The 15587-nt window shown below is 66.0% G+C and carries 14 protein-coding genes; 8 read left to right on the forward strand and 6 right to left on the reverse strand.

Going from position 1 to position 15587, the window contains the following annotated elements; all coding sequences use genetic code 11:
• The first annotated feature begins 10 nt into the window (after window positions 1-10).
• The 3 genes from C666_RS01805 to rsmA are packed head-to-tail and all read left to right on the forward strand — an operon-like array spanning window position 11 to window position 3181.
• Entirely contained in the window at window positions 11-1327 is a 1317-nt protein-coding gene (locus tag C666_RS01805) for a peptidylprolyl isomerase (protein WP_004332988.1), read from the forward strand.
• The gene (gene pdxA, locus C666_RS01810; protein WP_038000535.1) at window positions 1324-2355 is read left to right on the forward strand and encodes a 4-hydroxythreonine-4-phosphate dehydrogenase PdxA; all 1032 of its coding nucleotides are present in this window, start codon (window positions 1324-1326) and stop codon (window positions 2353-2355) included. Before C666_RS01805 ends, pdxA begins: the two co-directional genes overlap by 4 nt.
• A 22-nt stretch (window positions 2356-2377) precedes the next feature.
• The gene (rsmA, locus tag C666_RS01815; RefSeq protein WP_028792150.1) at window positions 2378-3181 is read left to right on the forward strand and encodes a 16S rRNA (adenine(1518)-N(6)/adenine(1519)-N(6))-dimethyltransferase RsmA; all 804 of its coding nucleotides are present in this window, start codon (window positions 2378-2380) and stop codon (window positions 3179-3181) included.
• Between the two features lie 131 nt (window positions 3182-3312).
• On the opposite strand, the gene C666_RS01820 is transcribed toward rsmA, so the two are convergent.
• A complete protein-coding gene (locus tag C666_RS01820; protein WP_004332993.1) occupies window positions 3313-3504 on the reverse strand; it encodes a YgaP family membrane protein in 192 nt (63 codons plus the stop codon).
• A 505-nt stretch (window positions 3505-4009) separates the two neighbouring features.
• On the opposite strand from C666_RS01820, the gene C666_RS01825 reads away from it, so the two are divergent.
• Window positions 4010-6499 (forward strand): TonB-dependent siderophore receptor, encoded by a 2490-nt coding sequence (locus tag C666_RS01825; RefSeq protein ID WP_004332994.1) that lies wholly within the window; start codon window positions 4010-4012, stop codon window positions 6497-6499.
• A gap of 55 nt (window positions 6500-6554) precedes the next feature.
• On the opposite strand, the gene C666_RS01830 is transcribed toward C666_RS01825, so the two are convergent.
• Complete coding sequence (locus C666_RS01830) at window positions 6555-7229, reverse strand: Crp/Fnr family transcriptional regulator (RefSeq protein WP_004332996.1); 675 nt, start codon at window positions 7227-7229, stop codon at window positions 6555-6557.
• Between the two features lie 4 nt (window positions 7230-7233).
• Window positions 7234-7998 carry an exodeoxyribonuclease III gene (gene xth, locus C666_RS01835; protein WP_004332998.1) on the reverse strand — a complete coding sequence of 255 codons (765 nt, stop codon included), beginning with the start codon at window positions 7996-7998 and terminating at the stop codon, window positions 7234-7236.
• Between the two features lie 474 nt (window positions 7999-8472).
• On the opposite strand from xth, the gene C666_RS01840 reads away from it, so the two are divergent.
• Genes C666_RS01840 through C666_RS01855 form a run of 4 tightly spaced genes read left to right on the forward strand, consistent with a single transcriptional unit; the run spans window position 8473 to window position 11165 of the window.
• Window positions 8473-9093 (forward strand): DUF2325 domain-containing protein, encoded by a 621-nt coding sequence (locus C666_RS01840; protein ID WP_004333000.1) that lies wholly within the window; start codon window positions 8473-8475, stop codon window positions 9091-9093.
• Window positions 9094-9110: 17 nt separating this feature from the next.
• On the forward strand, window positions 9111-9572 hold the full coding sequence (locus C666_RS01845; protein ID WP_051019859.1) for a DUF2753 family protein: 462 nt from the start codon (window positions 9111-9113) through the stop codon (window positions 9570-9572).
• A gap of 38 nt (window positions 9573-9610) precedes the next feature.
• Window positions 9611-10234 (forward strand): superoxide dismutase, encoded by a 624-nt coding sequence (locus tag C666_RS01850; RefSeq protein ID WP_004333004.1) that lies wholly within the window; start codon window positions 9611-9613, stop codon window positions 10232-10234.
• Window positions 10235-10247: 13 nt separating this feature from the next.
• The gene (locus C666_RS01855) at window positions 10248-11165 is read left to right on the forward strand and encodes a ZIP family metal transporter (protein WP_004333006.1); all 918 of its coding nucleotides are present in this window, start codon (window positions 10248-10250) and stop codon (window positions 11163-11165) included.
• Window positions 11166-11430: 265 nt separating this feature from the next.
• Here C666_RS01855 and C666_RS01860 read toward each other — a convergent pair whose 3' ends face one another.
• The 3 genes from C666_RS01860 to C666_RS01870 form a co-directional block, all read right to left on the reverse strand.
• Window positions 11431-13500: a M3 family metallopeptidase gene (locus C666_RS01860; RefSeq protein WP_004333008.1), complete on the reverse strand. Its 2070-nt coding sequence runs from the start codon at window positions 13498-13500 to the stop codon at window positions 11431-11433.
• Between the two features lie 123 nt (window positions 13501-13623).
• The gene (locus C666_RS01865) at window positions 13624-14397 is read right to left on the reverse strand and encodes a DUF2189 domain-containing protein (protein ID WP_004333010.1); all 774 of its coding nucleotides are present in this window, start codon (window positions 14395-14397) and stop codon (window positions 13624-13626) included.
• 176 nt (window positions 14398-14573) lie between these two features.
• Entirely contained in the window at window positions 14574-15509 is a 936-nt protein-coding gene (locus C666_RS01870) for a phosphoribosylaminoimidazolesuccinocarboxamide synthase (protein WP_004333012.1), read from the reverse strand.
• Window positions 15510-15587: the final 78 nt, after the last annotated feature.

Raw genomic sequence — 15587 nt, forward strand, 5'->3', positions numbered from 1 at the left:
AATAAAGACCATGAACCGTACCCTGTCCCGCCCCCGTTTGCTGCTTGCCGCAGGCCTTGCCAGCCTGGCCCTGAACTTTCCGCTTCATGCGGCGCCGCAGGCGGTCGCGGTCGATCGCATCGTCGCCGTCGTCAATGACGAAGTGATCACGGCGCTGCAGTTGCGGGCGCGTGTCGATCAGGTCGTGCGGCAGTTGCAGCGCCAGGGCGTCGAGCTGCCGCCCAAGGAGGTGCTGGAGCAGCAATTGCTGGAGCGCCTGATCGTCGAACGTGCGCAGCTGCAACTGGCGCGGGACACTTCGCTGCGGGTGGATGACGCCACCCTCGCGCGCGCGATCGAGCGTATCGCCGCGAACAACCAGCTGGGCCTCGAGCAGTTGCGTGAAACGCTGGAAAGGGATGGCGTGTCCTGGTCTCGTTTCCGCGACGAGATCCGCACCGAGATCCTGCTGACCCGTCTGCGCGAGCGCGAGGTCGAGAGCAAGATCGTCGTCACCGAAGCGGAAATCGACAACTTCCTCGCCAGCAACCCCGATGCATTCTCTGGCCAGGAGTTCGAGGTCGCGCACATCCTGCTGCGGGCGCCCGAACAGGCTTCGCCGCAACAGATCGAGGCCTTGCGCCAGCGTGCGGAGGGGGTGATGGCCCGCCTGCGATCGGGAGAGGATTTCGCCCGTGTCGCGGCCGAGGTGTCGGATGCTCCCGATGGCCTGTCGGGCGGCAGCCTGGGCTGGCGTGCGCTCGACCGCCTGCCGGCGCTGTTCGCCGAGGCCGTGCGCAACATGCGGCCTGGCGAGACTTCACCCGTCATGCGCAGCGCGTCCGGCCTGCACATCGTGCGCCTGATCGACCGCCGTGGCGGCGGCGATACCGCCGTGGCCCAGATGGAGCAGACCCGCGCCCGCCACATCCTGATCAAGACGTCGGAAGTGCTCTCCGACACCGATGCCGAAGCGCGTCTGCTGGGCATCCGCGAGCGCGTCGTCAATGGCGCAGATTTCGCCGACCTGGCCAAGGCCAATTCGGCAGACCTGTCCGCAGCGAAGGGCGGCGACCTGGGCTGGCTCAACCCGGGCGATACCGTGCCCGAGTTCGAGCGTGCGATGAACGCGCTGCAGCCGGGTGAGATCAGCGCGCCGGTGCAATCGCCGTTCGGCTGGCACCTGATTCAGGTCGTCGAGCGCCGCGTGCAGGACGTCACCGACGAGCGCAAGCGCAATGCCGCGCGCGCCGCGCTGCGCGACCGCAAGGCGGACGAGGCCTACGAGGACTGGCTGCGCCAACTGCGCGACAGCACCTACGTCGACCTGCGCCTGGACCGCGAGTGAGCGCTGCCGGAGCCTTGAGGCCGGTCGTCGCCGTCACCAGCGGTGAGCCGGCCGGCGTCGGCCCCGAACTCTGTGCGCGCCTGGCCGAGCGCGAATGGCCGGTCAGGCCGGTGGTGCTCGGCGATCTCGGTCTGCTGCGCGAACGTGCCGCCTCTTCTGGCAGCGCCGCGATGTTCCAGTCCTGGCTACCGGATGCCGATGTGCCGTCCGGCACGGTCGAGGTGCTGCATCTGCCGCTTGCCCGGCCATCCCGCCCTGGCGTGCTCGATGCGGCCAATGGCCCCTATGTGCTCGGCCTGCTCGATCGCGCGATCAGCGGCTGCCAGAACGGGGCGTTCGCCGCCATGGTCACGGCGCCGGTGCACAAGGGCGTGATCTGCGAAAGCCTCGGCGGGGGCGATGCGCTGCCCTTCAGCGGACATACTGAATATCTTGCCGAACACACCGGCACGCCGCGCGTGGTGATGATGCTGGTCGGCGGTGGCCTGCGCGTCGCGCTCGCCACGACCCATCTGCCGTTGGCCCGGGTGCCTGCGGCGATCACGCAGCCGGCGCTGGAAGAAACGCTGCGCATCGTCCATGCCGACCTGGCACGGCACTTCGGCATCGCCGCGCCGCGCATCCTCGTCGCCGGCCTCAACCCGCATGCGGGCGAGGGCGGCCATATGGGGCGCGAGGAGATCGACGTCATCGAGCCGGTGCTGGCGCGCCTGCGTGCCGAAGGCATGAACCTCACCGGTCCGCTGCCGGCGGACACGCTGTTCGTGCCGCATACGCTGGCGCAGGGCGATGCGGTACTGGCGATGTATCACGACCAGGGCTTGCCGGTGCTCAAGCACGCGAGCTTCGGCGGCGGCGTCAATGTGACGCTCGGCTTGCCGATCATCCGGACCTCGGTCGATCATGGCACGGCGCTCGACCTTGCCGGCAGCGGCCGGGCCGACCCCGGAAGCCTGTTCGCCGCGCTGGAACTGGCGGCCACGATGCTTGCTGCGCGCGCCGCACACGCAGCCGGCGCCGCTGCCTGAAGGCGCGGCAACGAGGATTCCCATGCAAGACCACGAAACCGACGGCCACCGCGCGCGCAAGCGCTTCGGCCAGAACTTCCTGTCCGACCCCAACATCATCCGCCGCATCATCGATGCCATCCGGCCGCAGGCGGGCGAACCGATGGTCGAGATCGGCCCCGGCCTGGGGGCGATGACCGCGCCGCTGATCGAGCGCCTCGGCCACCTGCACGTGGTCGAGATCGACCGCGACCTGATCGCGCGCCTGCACGAGCGCTATACGCCGGCCCAGCTCACGGTGCATGAAGGTGATGCGCTGAAGTTCGATTTCGGCGGCCTGTGCGCCGATGCCGGGCAGCCGCTGCGCGTCGTCGGCAACCTGCCGTACAACATCTCCACGCCCATCCTGTTCCATCTCGCGGGCTTTGCCGAGCGGGTCAAGGACATGACCTTCATGCTGCAGAAGGAAGTCGTCATGCGCATGGTGGCAGAACCGGGGACCGAGGAATACGGCCGCCTGTCGGTGATGCTGCAGTACCGCTTCCGCATGGGCCGGATGTTCGATGTGCCACCGGGCGCCTTCCGCCCCGCGCCCAAGGTCATGTCCAGCATCGTGCGCATGGCGCCCCTGCCCAGGGCGCAGCTCGGCGCGCAGGATGAGGCCTTGCTCGGGGCGATCGTCACCGCGGCCTTCGGCCAGCGCCGCAAGACGCTCAAGAACACGCTGCGTGAATTCATGGGCGATGCCGATTTCGATGCGGTGGGCATCGATGCCGGGTTGCGGGGGGAAAAGCTTTCGGTGGCGCAGTTCGTGGCGATCGCGAACCATTGCAGCGGTCGCGGCTGAAGCGGCGACTGAGTAGCGTTCAACGAAGACGGCAGGATCCAGATGGATGCTGCCGTTTTCGATTGTTTGCCACCCCGTATGGCTGGGGGTGACGGATGCGCGGCCGGCATTTCGCCGGACCGCGCCACGCGTCATTTCTTGTTCAGCGGGCAGGTATTGAGGCCGAGCAGCGGATACAGCGGGCACCAGCCCAGCGCGCCGGTGAACAACGGAAGGATGCCGATCCAGGCCCACACGGGGCCGCCCATCAGGGCCCAGGCGATCAGCGCGATGCCGACCAGGATGCGCAGGATCTTGTCGATGCCGCCAACGTTCTTCTTCATGAGCTGCTCCTTGCAGGGATGGGATAGTGGCGCGATTGGATCACGCTGCCATGCCGGCCGTCTGTAACCATGGTTACAGAGCGGACGGGTTCCGGATGACGGGGGGGCTGTCCGTGTGTGCGCTGCAATATTAGAGTATTTACAAATAGTAATGATTGTTGTTACGATGACTGCGTTGTAGCCAGCCTATGCGGGGCAGGCAGCGCAGGCTGCCGAATTCCGGACTCCGCCACATCCCAGCCAGCCATCAACGTGGCGCGTGCACGTATCGGGTACGCATTCCTCTTCTCTTTTCGATGCGATGTCCGTGCGTCTCCGGCGCGGGTATCGACCAGGGAATCCAATGAAAGACAATAGAAGGCAAGGGCGCGTCCAGGTGCCGGCATACGCTCGCGTGTGCCACGCGATTGCTGCGCTGGCGGCTGCGCTGGCCACCGTTTCTCCGGTGTCAGCGCAGGAGCACGAGCATGATCATTCACATGCGCATCAGCCCGGACAAGGGCAAATGCGGACCTTCGAGTTCGACATCCCGGCCCAGGACCTGAACACGGCATTGCAGGCGTTCGCCGCGCAGGCGCCCGCGCATCTCCGGCTGGTGTACGACGAGCGTTCGTTGGCCGGCAAGCGCGCGAGCGCCCTGCGAGGGGCGCACAATCCCCGTGTCGCCCTGATGCGCCTGCTCGAAGGCAGCGGCCTGACCATCGTCAGTGCGCGGCAGGGCGTGATCACGATCGGGGATCCGGCGACGGCCGGAGAAGCCCTTCCCGCCGCCGATCCGGGGGCGCCGGACGGGCATTCCCGGGCGTCCGGCATGGCGCCGATGGCGTCAGGGCCTGTGGGGGAAGAAGGCAGCGCGCTGCCACCCATCAGGGTCACGGCCCGGCCCTTGTCGGAACTGACCGAAAACAGCGACTCGTACACGCCGGCACGGGTTGGCGTGGGCGCCAAGACGGCGCAATCGTTGCGCGAGATTCCCCGTTCGATTTCCGTATTGACGCGGCAGCAGTTGGAAGACCAGGGCATCCATTCGCTGAACGAGGCGCTGGAACAACTGCCAGGCGTGACCATCGAGCCGAATGGCCAGTGGTCGGCTGAAAGCTGGTATTCGCGCGGCTTCGAGATCACGAACATCCTGGTCGACGGCAGCATGGTCCGGGAAAAAGACTCGATGGACAGTTCCGTCAATGCCGCGCTCGCCATGTATGACAGCGTGCAGTTGCTGCGCGGCCCGGACAGCCTGTTCTCCGGCAACGGCGAGCCATCGGGCAGCATCAACCTCGTCCGCAAGCGGCCCTTGCACGCGTTCCAGGCAAAAGCGACGCTCGCGGCGGGCTCGTGGGACAACTACCGGGGCGAATTCGACATCAGCAGCCCCTTGACCGCTTCCGGCAACGTACGGGGCCGGGTCGTGGCGTCGTACAACGACACCCAGAAATTCTGGGACAACGCAGACCGCCACAACCACATGGTCTACGGCGTACTGGACATCGACCTGACGCACGACACCACTCTGACGCTGGGCGCCAGCAGGGACAGGAAGTCCGGCAGCGGGCGGGACTCGGCGCCGCCCGGATTGCCGCGCTACAGCAACGGCGACCCGCTGCCGCTGTCGAGAAGCCAGGGCTCGCCCGCGTACGACTACCGCAACAGCGAGGCGGAAAACTACTTTGCCCGCCTGGAGCATGCCTTTTCAGCGCAGTGGAAGCTGAAGGCGGGCGTGTCGCGGACCGAATCTTCCAGCGACATCCGCTTCGCGCACTACAACGGCGCGGTGACCCCGGGCACGACGACCGGAACGCAGATGATGGTGCGGGCCGGCAACTCGACCAGCCGCTCCGACAGCGTCGACGTCAATGTCGGCGGCAGCTTCGGCTGGCTCGGACGGGAGCACAGCCTGGTTTTCGGGGCGGACTACCTGCACACCGAGAACGACAATAACCGCGGGCCGCAGATGTTCGCCAATGGCGCGGGCTTCGTCCCGATCGACTGGGCGACCTTCGATCCGGACCATCCGCCGGTGCTCGGCCCCTGGCGGGCACAGAACATCCAGCGCTACGAAACGGATCGGAAAGGCGTGTATGGCTATGGCAAGTTCCAGATCCACGGTCCGCTCAAATTCGTGCTCGGCGGGCGCTATTCCAGCTATGAAAGCCGCAACTACGGCGGCGTCAGCGAGATACTGAACCAGAAGCAGGATGGCGACGACACTTTCACGCCCTATTACGCGCTGGTCTACGATTTCGACAGGCAATGGACGGCTTATCTGACGATGGCGAAGAGCATCGAGGACCAAAGCCACTACTACACGGCGAGCTATCAGCCGCTGTCCGAAGTCAGCGGCACGAGCTGGGAGCTGGGCATGAAGGGCGAGTTGTTGGAGGGCATGCTCAACACCAACCTGACGCTGTATCAGGCCAGGCGCAAGCATCTCGCGGTCAAACTCTTCGATGACCCGAACTTCGACGATGACGGACTCGATTGCTGCTATGCGGGCGACGGCAAGTTTCTTTCGCGCGGGGTCGAGATCGATGTCAGCGGTGAGTTGACGCCCAACCTGCAGATCAATGCGGGCTACACCTACGACGACAACAAGACGGACTACGGGGCGAACGACGGCAACCGCTACGCGAGCTACACGCCAAAGCACACCTTGCGCCTGTGGGCCGCCTATCGCCTGGACGGCGCGGCATCCGGGTGGCGGATCGGCGGTGGCGTGAAGGCGCAGTCCGAAGTATTCCGCTCGGGCACGGTACGGACCTGGAATGCGGCAAGGGGGGATTTCAGCGGCCCGGCCGTCGCTTACGATTTCGTCTCGCCGGGGCGCGCGGTGTACAACGCCTTCGCGCAGTACCGTATCAATCCGAGCTGGAGTCTAGCGCTCAACGTCAATAACGTTTTCGACAAGTATTACTTCCGCTCGGTCAACAGCACGGCGGGCAACAACATCTACGGCGAGCCGCGCAGCTTCATGCTGACTCTGCGTGGAACGCTGTAGTCCTTGGCATCGTTCCCGCCCCGGCGCGCATGCGCAGCAGGGCGGGCATGCCGTTTCAGACCTTTGGCGAACCCTCCGCCGCCAGCCGGCGCAGGCCGGCCGGATCGAGGATTTCCACCTGTTCGCGCGACAGCCGCACCAGGTCCTGGTCGGCGAAGTTCTTCAGCAGGCGGCTGACGATCTCGCGCACGCTGCCGAGTTCGTCGGCCAGTTGCTGGTGGGTGACGTGCAGCGTGCGGCCCTTGCCCAGCAGCAAGGCCGCCAGGCGCTGGTCGAGCTTGCGGAAGGCCACTTCCTCGATCAATTGCATCAGGTCGGCGATGCGTTCGGCAAAGAGATGGAAGATGAAGTCGCGGAACGGGCGCTCGTCCATCATCTCGTCGAACACCGCCTTCGGCAGCATCATCAACAGCGTTTCCGCTTCGGTGACGCCGCGCGCATTGTAGTCCTCGTGGCCGAGCAGGCAGGACGACGAGATGATGCAGGTCTCGCCCGGTGCGACGCGGTACAGCGGTAGTTCGCGCCCGTTCGGTGCGCATTTGCTGACGCGCACCGAGCCTTCGACGACGAAAGGAAAACCTTCGCAGGCCTGCTGGTCGTCGAACAGCATCGCGCCGGGCGGCACGCGCATCCACTGGACACGCTGCAACATGCGCGCCCGCGCACTCGCGGACAACTGGTCGAGGATCGGGTAGCAGGTCGACAGGCGATCGGTTTCGGGGGCGTTCATGGCCTCAGGCAAGCTCCAGTACGACGGGGGCGTGATCGGACGGCCGCTCCAGGCGGCGGGGCGCCTTGTCCACCACACAGCCGAGGCAGGCTTCGCGCAGCGCGGGGGACACCAGCAGATGGTCGATGCGCAGGCCGAAATTGCGGCGGAAGGCCATCATGCGGTAGTCCCACCACGAGAATGCGCGCTCGGGCTGCTCGAACAGACGGAAGGCGTCGATCAGCCCGAGGTCCAGCAGCGCGCGGAAAGCCGCGCGCTCGGGGACGGAAACGTGGATTTCGTCCTTCCAGTCGGGATGGGCGTCCCTGTCCTCGGGGGCGATGTTGAAGTCGCCCGCCAGTACCAGGCGATCGTGCGTCTTCAGTTCTTCGCGCAGCCAGCCGGTCAGCGCGGCGAGCCATTCGAGCTTGTACGCGAACTTGTCCGAGCCTACCGCCTGGCCGTTGGGAAAGTAGCCGCATACCACCCGCACACCGCCGACGGTGGCGGCGATGATGCGTTTCTGCTCGTCCTCGAAGCCGGGAATGTTGCGCACCACCGTGGCCTCGTCGAACGGATGGGGGCTCAGGATGGCGACGCCGTTGTAGGTCTTCTGGCCGATGAACACGGCATGGTAGCCGGCGGCTTCGAGCGCTGCGGCGGGAAAAGCCTTGTCTTCGAGCTTCAACTCCTGCAGGCACAGCGCGTCGGGCTTGTTCTCGGCGAGCCAGTCGACGACGTGGGGCAGGCGGACCTTGAGGGAGTTGACGTTCCACGTAACAATTTTCATGGCTTCATAACGTATTGATTCAGTTTATGTTTTTTGTGTTCGCCTGCCCGTGGGGCGTGCTGGCCACAAAGCTGGCTACAAATCCTGAGCGCGATGGAATCTCCGCGCTGGGGCTGAACATTTATCCATGACTTTCCACTTCATGCAACACCGGTCAGGCCGAGCGACGTGTCGAGCAGCAACTGGGCCCCGGTGGGGGCGGAGGTGGCGCACATTACGCAATGAAATGTAACGGAGCAGCGTGCGCGTTTTTTGCGGCGGCATCCCGATTCGCCAGGCTCGCTTGCATCAGGCCCCGAGGCAGAGGCCGGTTCGGCCCCCATTTCCTGTTGCTGCGCAGGAATATTCGGTCACAAGCCTATTTTAGTAAAAATGATTCTCATTTATAGTGTTGGCCGGATTTGCTCCCATCGTTCGCGATGAAACGTTTCGATTGCCGTATTCCCTGTGCGCTCAAGACTTGTGAGGCCGACCATGCAATATGCCAAGCATGACTTCGATAAGCTCGCCCGAGAGCACCACGTGCTGATGCGCGACTACGGTCGAGTACAACTGCGTTGCAGCGAGCAGCTGCATGCGCAGGCGCTCGAGATCAAGCGTCTGGAAGCGCAGGTGATGCGCTTGCGCGCGGACGTCGTCCTGCGCGTGACCGCACTGGCCTGGGAACGGGAGGACCGCGCGGCACTGGAGGCGGCGATCCCCGGCCTGCCCAAGCGCATTACGCTGGTGCGGCATGTGGAAACGCTGCTTGCGCGCATCCAGGTGCTGATGCGCGAACGCCTGCACTGGGAACGCCCGCACGGTGCCGCGCCGCCCGTTGAGGAGGTCGCGCCGCTGCCCGCGATGCTGCCGCACCCGGATGGCCCCGAGGCGCTGGAGGCCAGCCTGCACGCCGCCGATCTGGTGATCTGCCAGACCGGGTGCCTGAGCCATGGCGATTACTGGCGTGTTCAGGATTACTGCAAGCGCATGAACAAGACCTGCGTCCTCGTCGAGCAGGCCGAGGTGCTGGGCATTGCCCGGACCCGGAAGGCCGGTGCTGGAGAACTGCAGGTGCTGAGTCTCGCGAGCGATCCCTCGGGGACGTCGGCATGAGCCATCTCCACTGCGTGATGGCCGGCCGGCAGCAAGCTCTGCTGCACGAGTGGAAGAGGCTGATGGCACAAGGGCTGGACGCCGACCGCGGCCGAAGGCCGGCGCAGGCACGGGCCCTGTACCTGCGTGCGCAGAAGATCGCATACGTGCTGCTCGCCGGCCCTGGCGGCGAGGTCATGGACGACGACCGGGTTGCGGCCTTCGTGGTCACCCACCTCAATCTGGCCGACGCCTTAGTGGATGACGGCCGGAGTGGCGAAGCTGCGGCCTGCCTGTGCGCCGCGCATCGCACGCTGATGTCATTGATGTGCGACGAGACGGCTTCCGCATCATTGCGGATGGCGGCTGGCCGCCATAGCCGTGAGACCCATGCGGCCCTGATCCTGCACCGCTCCGAATACGGTGACCGTCCCGAGATCATGGCCGTTCTTGGAAATGAAGGCATGCTGCCGGCCGCGGCCGGGGCGTGCCTGCATTGATGCTGTAGTTCCTTCCCTCACTTCACTGGTCGATCGACATGCCCTATACCCTGCCCGCACTGCCCTACGCCTACGACGCCCTGGAGCCGCACATCGACGCGCGGACGATGGAAATCCATTACACCAAGCATCACCAGACCTATGTGAACAATCTCAATGCGGCGCTGGACGGCACCGAGCACGCTGGGCGCGCCATCGAGGACCTGATCGCCGGCGTCGAGTCGCTGCCGGAAAGCCTGCGTGCGGCGGTGCGCAACAATGGCGGCGGGCATGCCAACCACAGTCTGTTCTGGACCGTCATGTCGCCTCGCGGCGGCGGCTTGCCTGGCGGCGAACTGGCCCGTGCCATCGATGCCGACCTGGGCGGTTTCGATGCGTTCAAGGAGGCTTTCACGAAAGCCGCCCTGAGCCGCTTTGGCAGCGGCTGGGCTTGGTTGTCGGTGGACAAGGCCGGCAAGCTGGCCGTCGAAAGCAGCGCCAACCAGGACAATCCGGCCATGTTGGGGATCGGCTCGGGCAATACGGCCATTCTCGGACTGGACGTCTGGGAGCACGCCTACTACCTGAAGTACCAGAACAGGCGCCCCGAATACATCGCTGCGTTCTACAACGTCATCGACTGGGCCGAGGTCGCCCGTCGCCATGCCGTGGCGCGGGGATAAGCCGGACGGTCACATGGACGAGACGCCAGCACTGGATTCACCGCGCCCGTGGTGGCGCTCGTGGCGGCCGAAGACGTGGATCGGCCTGGTCATTTCCGCGGCCGGCTTGCTGGTCCTGCTGATGCAGTCGTGGCGCTTCGTCCAGAGCGATCCGGCCGTGCTGAGCGCCCTGATCGGCGGGTCGGTGGCTGCGTTGGCCACGGCGCTGGGGACTTTGCCGGTATTGCTGTCGCAGCGCCTTTCAGACCGCGTGCAGGACAGCCTGTTCGGCTTTGGGGCGGGCGTGATGCTGGCTGCGAGCGCTTTCTCGCTCGTGATTCCCGGCTTGCAGGCGGCGCAGGATGCCGGGACGTTCGGCGGAGGTCCGTGGTCGGCCGGTGGCGTGGTCGGCGCGGCGATCCTGCTCGGCGGTGTCGTGCTGCTGGCCATGGACCGCCTGCTGCCGCACGAACACTTCATCAAGGGGCGTGAAGGCGCGGTGGCGAAGAAACTGCGCCGCACCTGGCTGTTCGTCATCGCGATTGCCTTGCACAATCTTCCCGAAGGTGTGGCCATCGGGGTGGGCTATGCCGGCAACGAGGGCATGCGGGCGAACGCGCTGGCCATGGGCATCGCGATCCAGGATGTGCCCGAGGGGCTGGTCGTGGCGGCTGCGCTGCTCGCGGCGGGGTATCGCCGTGGATTCGCTGTCGCGCTGGGGATCGCGTCCGGGCTGGTGGAGCCGGTTGGTGCTGTGGCGGGGGCGGCGATCGTCGGTTATTCGGCCGCGCTGTTGCCGTGGGGGCTGGGGTTTGCCGCAGGTGCCATGCTCTTCGTGATCAGCCACGAGATCATTCCGGAGTCGCACCGCAAGGGGCATGAGGCGTTTGCGACGGCGGGCCTGATGATCGGCTTCGTGCTGATGATGGTGCTCGATACGGCGCTCGGCTAGACCCAATACGGTTCAGTGAGTGCGCTCCTCGTCACTGCAGGAGCGGCGTCAGCCGCGAAAGAAGTGGCGCATTTGCTGAACAGGCATTCGCGGCTGACGCCGCGCCTACGGAAACAAGCCGCCACGCTTATCTGAACCGTATTGTGGCTAGAACAGCGCCGGCGCGGCGCCTGCACGGCCGAGCGCGGCGCTGCTCGGTCCTGTCCGGCTGGCGGAATCATTCGCCCCTGCTGTTTCGGCAGCAGGGGGCCAAGCGGTCCGGGTTTCAGGCGCTCACCATGCCGCTGTGGCGCAGCAGCGCGTCGACCCTGGGCTCGCGGCCGCGGAAGGCCTTGAACGATTCCAGTGCCGGGCGGCTGCCGCCCACGGCAAGGATCTCGCGCCAGAAGCGCGCGCCCGTTTCGGGGTCGAGCAGGCTGCCCTTGCCGGCACCGGCTTCCTCGAAGGCTTCGAAGGCATCGGCCGACAGCACTTCCGCCCATTTGTAGCTGTAGTAGCCGGCCGCGTAGCCCCCGGCGAAGATGTGCGAGAAACTGTGCGGAAAGCGGTGCCAGGCGGGCGGAATCATCACCGCGACTTCCTTGCGTACCTCGTCCAGCAGGGCCATCACGCGTTCGATGGGCACCGGCCCGGCCGCGGCGCCCGCCTCGCCGTGCAGGCGCAGATCGAAGATCGAGAATTCGAGCTGGCGCACCGTCTGCATGCCGCTCTGGAAGTTCTTTGCCGCGATCATTTTGTCGTACAGCGCGCGCGGCAGCGGTTCGCCGCTGTCGACATGGGCGGTCATGCCTTGCAGCACGTCCCATTCCCAGCAGAAATTCTCCATGAACTGGCTCGGCAGTTCGACCGCGTCCCATTCCACGCCGTTGATGCCGGAGAGCGCCAGTTCGTCCACCTGCGTCAGCAGGTGGTGCAGGCCGTGGCCGCACTCGTGGAACAGCGTCAGCACGTCGTCGTGCGTGAACGTGGCGGGTCTGCCGCCGACCGGGCCGGGGAAGTTGCATACGAGGTAGGCGATCGGCGTATCGCTGCCCCAGGTATCGCGATGGCGGCTGCGGGCGGAGTCCATCCAGGCGCCGCCGCGCTTGGTGGCGCGCGCATGCAGGTCCAGATAGAAATGGCCGACGAGTTCGCCTTCCTTCTCGATGCGGAAGAAAAGCACGTCCGGGTCCCAGGTCGGCGCTGCGTCGGGCAGGATGTCGACGCGGTACAGCGCGCGGATCACGCCGAACAGGCCGTCCAGCACCTTGGGTTCGGGGAAGTACTGCTTCACTTCCTGGTCGGAGTAGGCGTAACGCTGTTCGCGCAGCTTTTCCGAGGCATAGGCGAGGTCCCAGGGCTGCAGCTCGGCAAGACCCAGCTCTTGTGCGGCGAAGGCACGCAGTTCGGCGAGATCGCGCTCGGCGAAGGGCTTGGCCTTGGCGGCGAGGTCGTGCAGGAAGCCGAGCACCTGGTCGGGCGTGTCGGCCATCTTCGGCACCAGCGACACCTCGGCGAAGTTGCGGTAGCCGAGCATGCGCGCTTCCTCGTCGCGCAGCGCGAGGATGCGGCCGATCAGCGGGCCGTTGTCGAGTTCGGGCTCGCCCAGCTCGGAGGCGCGGGTGGCGTAGGCGCGGTACATGCGCGCGCGCAGTTCGCGGTCGTCGGCGTACTGCAGCACCGGCAGGTAGGACGGCATCTGCAGCGTGAACTTCCAGCCCGGCTTGCCGTCGGCCTGGGCTGCCGCGTGCGCGGCCTCGCCAGCGTCGTCCGGAATCCCCGCAAGGCCGGCTTCGTCGGTGATCCACTCCGCGTGGGCGTTGGTGGCGTCGAGCAGGTTTTCGGAGAACTTCGCCGCGAGCTGCGATTGTTCTTCCTGGATGGCCTGGAAGCGCGGTTTCTGTTCGTCAGGCAATTCGGCGCCGGACAGGCGGAAGTCGCGCAGCGCATGTTCCAGGATGCGCTGGCGCACCGGCGACAGGGTGGTGAACTCGGGGCTGTCGTGCAGTGCCTTGTACTTCCGGAACAGTGCCAGGTTCTGGCCGACCTCGGCGTGGAAGCGCGAGATATCGGGCAGCATCGCGTTGTAGGCTTCGCGCCATTCGGGCACGTCGAACACGCTGTGCAGATGGCCGACCACGCCCCAGGCACGGCCGAGGCGTTCGCCGGCTTCGTCCATCGGGCCGACGAAGCCGTCCCAGGTGGGCGTGGCCGGGTCGGCGGTGAGACGTTCGATCAGGCTGCGGTTCTCGTCGATCAGGCTCTTGATGGCGGGGGCGACATGTTCCGGCTTGATGTCGGCAAAGCGTGGCATGCCGGAGAAATCGAGCAAGGGGTTGGCGACGGCATCGTTCATGGGGCTGAATCTCTGTGTGCGGTTGTGAGTTGCGGCCGAGGGGCCAGGCTGCGGGCTATTGTGCCGCAAAAAAAACCGTGGGCGCCGCGATCGGCGCCCACGGGGCGTCAAGGCGAGGCCTGCTCAGCGGACCATGTCGCGGTAGGCGTGCCAGGTGGCGTGGCCGAGCAGCGGCAGCAGGATGGTCATGCCGATCATCATCGTGGCGAAGCCGGCTGCGACCAGCACGACGATCAACGCCGCCCATACGGCCATGGCGCCAAGGTTGACGCCCACCGCGCGAAGGCTGGTCATGGCCGCGGTGATGGCGTCGGTGTCCCGGTCCATCATCATCGGGATCGCGATCGCCGACAGTGAGAACACCACCGCCGCCAGCACGCCGCCGATCAACATGTAGGCGGCGACGAAGGAAAGGTGGTTGCCGGAAAGGAACACGTCGCGGAAGAAATTGCCCACTTCCGACAGGCTGCCGCCGTAGAACAGCGCGAACAGGATCGCCGACATGCGTTCCCAGCCGATCAGGGTGATGGCGAGGAAGGCGCCGAAATAGGCCATGCCGTCCGCGTGGCGCCACAGGCCGCGCACTGAGCCGGCCAGTGAAACCGGCTCGCCGCGCTCATGGCGGCGGGATATCTCGTACAGTCCCGCGGCCGCAACCGGGCCGATCAGGAGAAAACCCGAGATCGCTGCGGTGAACAGATAGGGCGTGGTCGCAGCATAGGACAGGATGGCGTACCCGATCGCGGCAAGGAGGACGCCGTAGGCGAGGCTGGCGCCCAGGTTTTCGCGCATGTCGTTCCAGCCCATGCGCAGCCATTCGAAGGGGCGCAATGCATCGACTTCGCGCACGTGGGGCAGTTGGAAATGCTGTTCCAGCGAATTGAACGGCTTGTCCATGGCAACCTCCGGTGATTTGACGTGGGTCGAACACACCGCACCGCCACGCCTTGCGCGGCGGCGTCGGATTGCCTCTGAGACCAGGAAAAAAACAGCCGGTTCGCGAATGCGAGTCGTTCTTGTTGCTGGGGATTGCCCCGATGCCCGTGGCCGGGCATCGGGGGCCGGGCGGGATATCAGGCGAGCTTGCTGCCAGTCAGGCGCTCGTAGGCTTCGCGATACTTGCCGGCGGTATGCTCGATGACGTCGGCCGGCAGCTTCGGGCCGGGAGCGGTCTTGTTCCAGTCGAGCGTTTCCAGGTAGTCGCGCACGAACTGCTTGTCGAAGGAGGGCGGGCTGATGCCTTCGCGGTAGCTGTCGGCAGGCCAGAAGCGGGACGAGTCCGGCGTCAGGGCTTCGTCGATCAGGTGCAGCGTGCCGGCGGCGTCGATGCCGAACTCGAATTTCGTGTCGGCGATGATGATGCCGCGGCCGGCGGCATAGTCCGCCGCTTCCGTGTACAGGGCGATGGCGGCCTTGCGCGCTTCTTCCGCGAGCTGGGCGCCGCTCTTGTCGGTGCCGGCAAGCGCGTCCGCCAGCATCGCGTCGCAGCGCGCCTGCGCCTGCTCGAAGGAGATGTTCTCGTCGTGCTCGCCCATGTCGGCCTTGGACGAGGGGGTGAAGATCGGCGCCGGCAGCCTGGCCGCCTGCTGCAGGCCGGCGGGCAGGGCGATGCCGCAGATGGCGCCGGTGGCCTGGTAGTCCTTCCAGCCCGAACCGATCACGTAGCCGCGCACCACGGCTTCGATCGGCAGCGGCTTCAGGCGCTTGACCACCAGTGCGCGGCCGCGCACCTGGTCGCGTTCGTCGTCGGCGACGACGGTTTCGGGGTCGATGCCGGTGAGCTGGTTGGGCAGGATGTGGCCGAGCCGCTCGAACCAGAAGTTGGCCAGAGCCACCAGCACGCGACCCTTGTCCGGAATCGGGTCCGGCAGGATCACGTCGAAGGCGGACAGACGGTCGCTGGTGACGATCAGCAGCTTGTCGCCGTCGATGGCGTAGATGTCGCGTACCTTGCCGCGGCCGAGCAGCGGCAGGCTCTTGATGGAAGTATCGAATAGGGGCGTCGCCACGGTCTGGCCTCGGTTGCTGGCAAAACCGCGATTATAGGGGAGTGCCGCCCGGTACGCGCTGTGGCCCTCGCGCGTGGC

It is taken from the genome of Thauera linaloolentis 47Lol = DSM 12138 (genome assembly GCF_000310205.1).
Lineage (GTDB): Bacteria > Pseudomonadota > Gammaproteobacteria > Burkholderiales > Rhodocyclaceae > Thauera > Thauera linaloolentis.